Source organism: Aquidulcibacter sp. (assembly GCF_020253525.1).
In the GTDB taxonomy this organism is placed as follows: Bacteria; Pseudomonadota; Alphaproteobacteria; order Caulobacterales; family Aquidulcibacteraceae; genus Aquidulcibacter.
Window position 1 is genome coordinate 1 of the sequence record NZ_JADCBK010000026.1, and the last position, 7554, is coordinate 7554.

Annotated in this window: 6 protein-coding genes; 3 read left to right on the top strand and 3 right to left on the bottom strand. The window is 55.9% G+C overall.

Annotated features, from left to right (window positions below):
* The 3 genes from IOB61_RS03405 to IOB61_RS03415 form a co-directional block, all read right to left on the bottom strand.
* Window positions 1-801: homoserine dehydrogenase (locus IOB61_RS03405; RefSeq protein ID WP_290812182.1), on the bottom strand; the 801-nt coding region annotated here is incomplete at its 3' end.
* A 57-nt stretch (window positions 802-858) separates the two neighbouring features.
* Window positions 859-2052: an LL-diaminopimelate aminotransferase gene (locus IOB61_RS03410; protein ID WP_290812185.1), complete on the bottom strand. Its 1194-nt coding sequence runs from the start codon at window positions 2050-2052 to the stop codon at window positions 859-861.
* Between the two features lie 71 nt (window positions 2053-2123).
* A complete protein-coding gene (locus tag IOB61_RS03415; RefSeq protein WP_290812188.1) occupies window positions 2124-2435 on the bottom strand; it encodes a hypothetical protein in 312 nt (103 codons plus the stop codon).
* Between the two features lie 382 nt (window positions 2436-2817).
* Between IOB61_RS03415 and phaC the strand changes: the two genes are divergently transcribed.
* The 3 genes from phaC to IOB61_RS03430 form a co-directional block, all read left to right on the top strand.
* Complete coding sequence (gene phaC, locus IOB61_RS03420; RefSeq protein ID WP_290812191.1) at window positions 2818-4728, top strand: class I poly(R)-hydroxyalkanoic acid synthase; 1911 nt, start codon at window positions 2818-2820, stop codon at window positions 4726-4728.
* Window positions 4729-4803: 75 nt separating this feature from the next.
* Window positions 4804-6297 carry a deoxyribodipyrimidine photo-lyase gene (locus tag IOB61_RS03425; RefSeq protein WP_290812194.1) on the top strand — a complete coding sequence of 498 codons (1494 nt, stop codon included), beginning with the start codon at window positions 4804-4806 and terminating at the stop codon, window positions 6295-6297.
* On the top strand, window positions 6294-7554 hold a 1261-nt coding region (locus IOB61_RS03430; protein WP_290812197.1), incomplete at its 3' end, for an NAD(P)/FAD-dependent oxidoreductase. The genes IOB61_RS03425 and IOB61_RS03430, both read left to right, overlap by 4 nt.

A 7554-nucleotide genomic window follows, 5' to 3' on the forward strand; every position in this document is an offset into this window, starting at 1 on the left:
ATCTTGCGCCAACAAGGTTGGGCGGACCGATTGGATAACGCTGTCCCCGACGCGCGCTGCCTTGGCCAATAGCTTGACCCGGCGGCCCAAGAATTTCGCGCTTTCCAGATCAATCGGCTCAATCGCCTGAATGCCCTCAAGGCGCAACGCCTTGAAGTTTGGCGCGCCACCAAAAGCAATGGCCGACAAAATGGCAAGCTTATGGCCCGCATCGGCGCCTGATACATCCAAAGTCGGATCGGCCTCGGCATAGCCCAAGCGCTGGGCATCGGCCAAGACATCGCCAAAGCTGCGCCCGGTTACGTCCATCTCGGTGAGGATGTAATTGCACGTGCCGTTCAACACGCCACTGACGGCAGAAATATCATTGGCGGCCAAGCCTTCGCGCAGCGCCTTAATGACGGGGATGCCGCCTGCAACGGCGGCTTCATAGCGAATTTCGGCACCATGTGCGGCTGCAAGGGCAGCAAGGTCTGCCCCATGCTCTGCCAACAGGGCTTTATTGGCGGTGACGACATGTTTGCCAGCCGATAGGGCAGCTTCCACGGCAGCCTTCGCACTGCCTTCTGAGCCACCCATCAATTCAACAAACACATCAATATCTGGGCTCTTTGCCAGCGCAACCGGATCGTCGAACCAGGCGATGGAAGAAATATCAACCTCGCGCGTGCGCCCCCGGGTCCGGGCACTCACGCCCGTAACTTTCACGGTAGAAGCCAATGGCCCCTGACCATAGGCCAGTTTCAACAGCCCGCCGCCAACCGTGCCTAGGCCTGCAATCCCAATTCTCAAAACACCCATATCAATCTCTCGCTGGGCCTCAGGGCCCGATGATCGCAACCAGATCAGAGAGTGGGCCTATAAAGACCCGCTCTCCTCGGTCAAAAACTTCCGAACAGCACGCGCGGCTTGGCGAATTCTCTGCTCGTTCTCAACCAGAGCAATGCGCACATATTCGTCGCCATACTCACCAAAGCCCGCACCGGGAGCCACGGCGACGCCAGCCTTTTCAACCAATCTTTTGGAGAATTCAACCGAGCCCAGTCCGCGGAACTTTTCGGGGATTTGCGACCAAGCAAACATGGACGCTTGGGGTTCTGGGACGTTCCAGCCTGCACGGGCAAAGGAGTCGATCAAGGCATCGCGCCGGGCTTTATAAATCGCCCGCATCTCTGCCACACAATCTTGCGGGCCATTCAGGGCTTCTACGGCGGCAACTTGCACCGGCGTATAGGCCCCATAGTCCAGATAGGATTTAACCCGCGCGAGCGCTGCGATCACCCGCTCATTGCCCAAGGCAAAGCCCACGCGAAAGCCTGCCATGGAATAGGTTTTCGATAAGGTATTGACCTCAACCACCACATCTTTCGCCCCTTCGACTTGCAAGATGCTGGGTGGGGGCTTGGATTCGTCAAAATAGATTTCCGAATAAGCCATGTCGGAAATCACCAGCATATTATGCTTTTTGGCGAGCGCGACGACTTCTTTATAATAATCGAGGTCGACGACTTGCGCGGTCGGATTGGCTGGGTAGCAGACAATCATCGCAATTGGCGGGGGCACGGAATGGCGCACCGCCCGGCTAATGCCAGCCAAATATTGTTCGGGGCTGTGGGCTTCGATCGAGCGGATGACCCCGCCAGCCATGATGAACCCAAAGGCATGGATGGGGTAAGACGGATTGGGCGCAATCACCACATCGCCGGGCGCACAAATGGCTTGGGCCAGATTGGCGAAACCTTCTTTCGAGCCCAAAGTGGCAACAATTTCGGTATCGGGATTGAGTTTGACGCCAAAGCGGCGGTCATAATAGCCCGCCATAGCCCGACGCAGCCCCGGAATACCCCGCGATGCCGAATAGCGGTTGCTGCGCGGCTTACGTGCCGTTTCAACCAGCTTTTCGACAATATGTTCTGGCACCGGCAAATCGGGATTGCCCATGCCAAAATCGATAATGTCGATGCCTTTGGCCCGCATCCGGGCTTTGAGTTTGTTGACTTCCTCAAACACATAGGGAGGGAGGCGCTTAATCTTATAAAAATCGCCGATCATGGCGGAAAACCTTTATGTCACAGGGGGCGCTTAAGCCCATCAATTCAGAGTAGATGCTGGATCGCGCGAAACTAGGTTGGAGGCAGACGCGCGATATCCGCCTCCATTTTAGCTCGCGCGGCAGCGGCCCAAGCATCAGACTCGGCGGCATTTTGTTGGGTTGGAACCGACGCGGCATTGGCTTCAATGGCTTGCTGCTCGGCCTTGGCCCAGGCCTGATCAATCTCGCTGGCGGCCACGGGCTTCGAACTTGGATTGGCTTCTAGGACTTTCGCAGACGCTTGCAATCCAGCCTGTAGTTCGGCCCAGGACTTTTGACTTGGAAGATTGGTCGGCGCATCGGGGATTTTGGTTAGATCTGGATAATCCCGCGGGGTCAGCACGGACCCTGCTGAGCGGATTGTGTCTGGCAGAAACCCTTCCTCTTGGCTTAAGGACTGGCAGGCCCCCAGCGATGCAGCCACAAGACCCAGGACGACAAGCCGAGACGCCCGGCGAAGATGCCGTCTGTTTTGGATGTGGGCTCGTGTCGCTTCAATCGGCATCGCCGCAGCACTTTCCTCTGTCACATCAAGCTAAGCGGCAGGCGATGACCTAACAAACAGGCCATGCTGCCACTCCGAAGGGAGAGCCATAAGCAGTGGAAGTTCTAACCGCAAATCGCTACAGTGTTTTATTGCGCCGCTGCGGTGTTTGCTGCAAGGCAAAGAGTGCATAAATTCATGATAATCGCGGCGAATTGGCAGAAAAGACGGGGCAAGGACAATGGCTAAACAAAAATCGGGTGGCCAAGATGCTGAGAAGACCCACCAAAAGCCACACATAGAGCCACCACCTGCGAAACCACACGAAGCTGAAAGCCTGTTGGATGCGCTGCAAGCCCAAAATCTTGAGACGCTGGAGACCCTGACTCGCAATTTGGGCGATGCCATGACGCGCATGGGCGCGCTGGGCGCGACGGCGGTCGATGGGGTCATGGCAGATGATGCGCGGCCCCTGCGCGCAGACCCCTATGGCCTTGCCCCCTATGCGGCAGATGTTGCAACCCGCCTTGCGGGTAATCCCGAAAAGCTGATGGCGGCCCATCAACAGCTGTGGCAGGGCTTTGCCGAAATCTGGGCAGAATCGATCAAATCCAGCCTTGGCGAAGGCGCAACCGAAGCCAAGCCTGATCCCAAATACAGCGACAAGCGCTTTGCCGATCCAGATTGGCATAATCTGCCCATGTTCAATCTGCTTCAAAAAACCTATTTGCACACGGCAAATTGGTTCACTGGCCTCATTGATCATGTCGATGGCATTGATGACATGACGCGCCGCAAGGCGACTTTCTTTAACAAGCAATTTGCCGATGCCTTTGCCCCCTCGAACTTCTTAATGACCAATCCGGTCGCCTTGCGTGAGGCGCTTCGAACGGGCGGACAAAGCGTGGTACGCGGCCTTGCCAATCTTGAACAGGATTTGAAGCGTGGCCAAGGCCGACTAACCCCCGCCCAAGTCGATGAGAGACCCTTTAAGATCGGCGAGAATATTGCCATCACACCGGGCAAGGTCATTCATCGCGGCGAAATCCTTGAGATCCTTCAATATGATCCGGTAACGCCAACTGTCTTTGCAACGCCCATTCTCTTCTTCCCGCCTTGGATCAATAAATTCTATATTCTGGACATGCGCCAGGATAATTCCATGGTGAAATGGCTGACCGAACAAGGCCATAGCGTCTTTGTCGTCTCATGGCTTAATCCCGGTGTCGAGCATGCCGAAAAGACGTTTGAGGATTATTCCCGTTTAGGCATTTATGAAGCGCTCGACGTTGTCACCAAGGCCACGGGGCAAGATAAAATCAATACTGTCGGCTATTGTATCGGCGGGACACTTCTGGCCTCGACCATGGCGGTTATGGCGCAAACGGGCGACGAGCGGATCAATTCGGCCACTTTCTTTGCCTCTCAGTCTGATTTCGAAGAGGCCGGTGACCTGAAGGTTTTCACCGATGATGCCGCCATCCAATATATCAAGGATGAGATAGAGCATGCCGGTGGTGTCCTTGATGCCACCGTTATGGGCGAGACTTTCAACTTTTTGCGCGCCAATGACCTCGTCTGGTCATTTGTGGTCAATAATTATCTGATGGGCAAAGACCCCAAGCCGTTTGACCTCTTGTTCTGGAATGCAGACCAGACGCGCATGCCCAAGGCCTTGCACCTATTCTATCTCGACAATTTCTACCGCCACAATCGTTTGGGACGCGGCGACATGACCATGTCGGGCTATCGCCTCAACCTCAAAGACGTGAAGACACCCATTTATATGCAATCCTCAAAAGAGGATCATATTGCGCCATGGCGGTCGATCTATCGTGGCGCGAAACTATTTGGCGGGCCTGTTCGAATGATCCTTGCAGGCTCTGGCCATATTGCCGGGGTGATCAATCACCCTGAAGCTAAGAAATATCAGCATTGGTTGCCGCCAGAAGACATGGCTGACCTGCCCGCAACAGCCGATCAGTGGCAGTCCCAATTGGTGGAACATAAAGGCTCGTGGTGGCCCGATTGGGCCAAATGGCTGGCCGAACGCTCTGGCCCACAAGTGCCGGCGCGCGTGCCCGGCGATGGCGGTGTCAAGGTGCTCGGCGATGCGCCAGGGACCTATGTGTTGGTGAAATCATCGGACTGAAGCCACGTATTAGCCTGATCCAGCCTTCAACAGCCCATAGCAATCCGGCTTAGACCTTCAGACGTAGACAGTCCCATGCAACCTGCCCACCCTGGCCAGAAAACGCCAAACCGTCCCTCCCTTGTCTGGTTTCGAGAAGACTTGCGACTGGATGACCATCCGGCTCTGGCGGCGGCTGCGCAATCAGGCCCTGTCTGCGCCGTCTATATTCTGGAAGAGGGCAAAGATTTGGGCAGGCCCCTGGGCAGTGCCGTTAAATGGTGGCTGCATCATAGCCTCGAACGTTTGCAGGAAAGCCTAGCCCAACACGGGATTAGCCTGATCCTAAAGCGCGGCGACCCGCGGCACATCATCCCCGAACTGGTCCAAAGCTTGGATAGTGGCGCGGTGCATTGGAACCGACGCTATTATGCGTGGTCGCGCCCTGTTGATGCGGCAATCAAGGCGGAACTAACGGGCCGAGGGGTTGAAGTCGGCACGCACAAGGCATCTGTTTTGACCGAGCCTTGGGAGGTCAAGACCGGCTCTGGTGGCAATTTCAAAGTCTTCACCCCGTTTTTCAGGGCGGCCCAAGCCGCGTGTGACGCATGGGCAGAACAGGCCTGCTCTGCCCCACATCTGGTTGGCCATCAAGTCCCTGCCCTTGCCTCGGATACTTTGGCAGATTGGGCGCTTTTGCCGACCAAGCCTGATTGGGCGGGCGGATTGCGCCAGATGTGGCAGCCCGGTGAAGAAGGTGCCCACAAGCGGCTTACGCATTTTGTTGAGAAGGCTCTTATGGGTTATGGCGAGGGCCGCAATATCCCCGCTAAGCCTGCAACCTCTTTCCTGTCGCCCCACCTGCATTTTGGCGAAATCTCGATCCGGCGGGTCTGGAATGCAGCGCGCGCCGCCATGCGCGCCAATCCCGCGCTGCAGACAGACGGGCAAGTCTTTTTGTCTGAATTGGGTTGGCGAGAATTTTCCACCCAATTGATCTTTCATTACGAGGACTTCCCAGAAGAAAGCTGGAAAGAAGCCTTCCGCAGCTTTCCATGGAAACATGATCCATCCACTCTGCGGGCTTGGCAACGCGGACAGACTGGCTATCCGATTGTAGACGCTGGTATGCGTCAATTATGGAAGACAGGTTGGATGCATAATCGCGTTCGGATGATTGTGGCCTCCTTCTTGGTCAAACATTTGTTGCAAGATTGGCGCGCGGGTGAAGCTTGGTTCTGGGACACATTGGTGGATGCTGATGTCGCCAATAATGCGGCAGGTTGGCAGTGGGTTGCGGGCTGTGGTGCCGATGCAGCCCCCTATTTCCGTATCTTCAACCCGATGTCGCAGGGCGAAAAGTTTGACCCGGATGGTCACTATGTCCGCACATGGGTTCCAGAACTGGCGAAACTGCCAAACAAATATCTTCACCGTCCCTTTGAAGCCCCAATCGAAGTCTTGCGGTTATCAGGGGTCCAATTGGGCCGTACCTATCCCCTACCCATCGTCAATCATGAAAAAGGCCGCAAGCAAGCCCTCGATGCGCTGGCCAGCCTTAAGCAGCCCGTCACTGGAGACCTAATATGAAGATCGCGATCATTGGCACCGGGATCACCGGACTGTCTGCTGCTTGGGCCTTAAAGGACCAGCATGAGGTGACCGTCTTTGAAAAAGAAGGCCGCCTCGGCGGTCATTCCAATACGGTGACCGTCGATTATGATGGCAAGACGCTGGATGTCGATACGGGCTTTATCGTCTATAATGCCCTCAATTACCCCAATCTGATTGCGCTGTTTGAGGCCTTAAACGTGGCTACCCAGCAATCGGATATGAGCTTTTCGGTGCGCGATGGCAGACCGGGCAGTGAATGGGGCTCTGATGGCGCGCCAGGCTATTTTGCTTGGAAGCGTAATGCGTTGGACCCAAGCCATTGGGCGCTATTGGCCGATATGCTGCGCTTTAACGCCCAAGCCCAGAAGGACGTTCACGACCCTGCGCTTCAGACCATGAGCTTGGGGGAATATAGTGCCAAACTCGGCCTCTCGCAGCGCTTTTTAGAGCGTTATTTGGTGCCGATGGGGGCTGCGATCTGGTCGACGCCGGAAAAGGGCATGCTGGATTATCCGGCGGCAAGCTTTGTGCGCTTCTTCAATAACCATCGCCTTGTTCATTTTGAGCGGCCTAATTGGCGAACCGTCACGGGTGGGTCGCGCCGTTATGTGGAGAAGTTTGCCGAAAGCCTCGGCACACGGGTACGCCTCAATGCTGCAGTGACGCAGGTTCGCCGCGACGCGCATGGGGTCGATGTGGTGGTAGGTGGGCAATCCCACCGCTTTGATGAAGTCATCTTGGCGTGCCATTCCGACGAGGCGCTCGCCCTCTTGGCCGATCCGACATCGCAAGAAACCGCGATTTTGGGGGCCGTCCGCTATGCCCCAAATGAAGCGATCCTACACCGAGATGCCAGCTATATGCCGATCCGCAAAGCCGCTTGGGCGAGCTGGAATGTGTCGCGCGGCGACCCGGATGCGCCGATCGAACTCACCTATTGGATGAACCGCTTGCAAGGCCAAGACGCCAATTACCCCTTATTTGTGACGCTAAACCCGGCCAAGCCGATTGATCCCGCAAAAGTCTTTGCGCGCTTTAATTATGCCCACCCGCAGTTTGATGCGCCAGCAGCCAAGGCCCAACGGCAAATTCTAGCCATTCAAGGCGTCAATAAAACTTGGTTTGCAGGCGCTTGGCAGGGCTATGGTTTCCATGAAGATGGGTTGCGGGCAGGTTTACGCGTGGCTTTAAAGCTGGGTGGGCAAATCCCTTGGACCTTTGTGGATGACGATA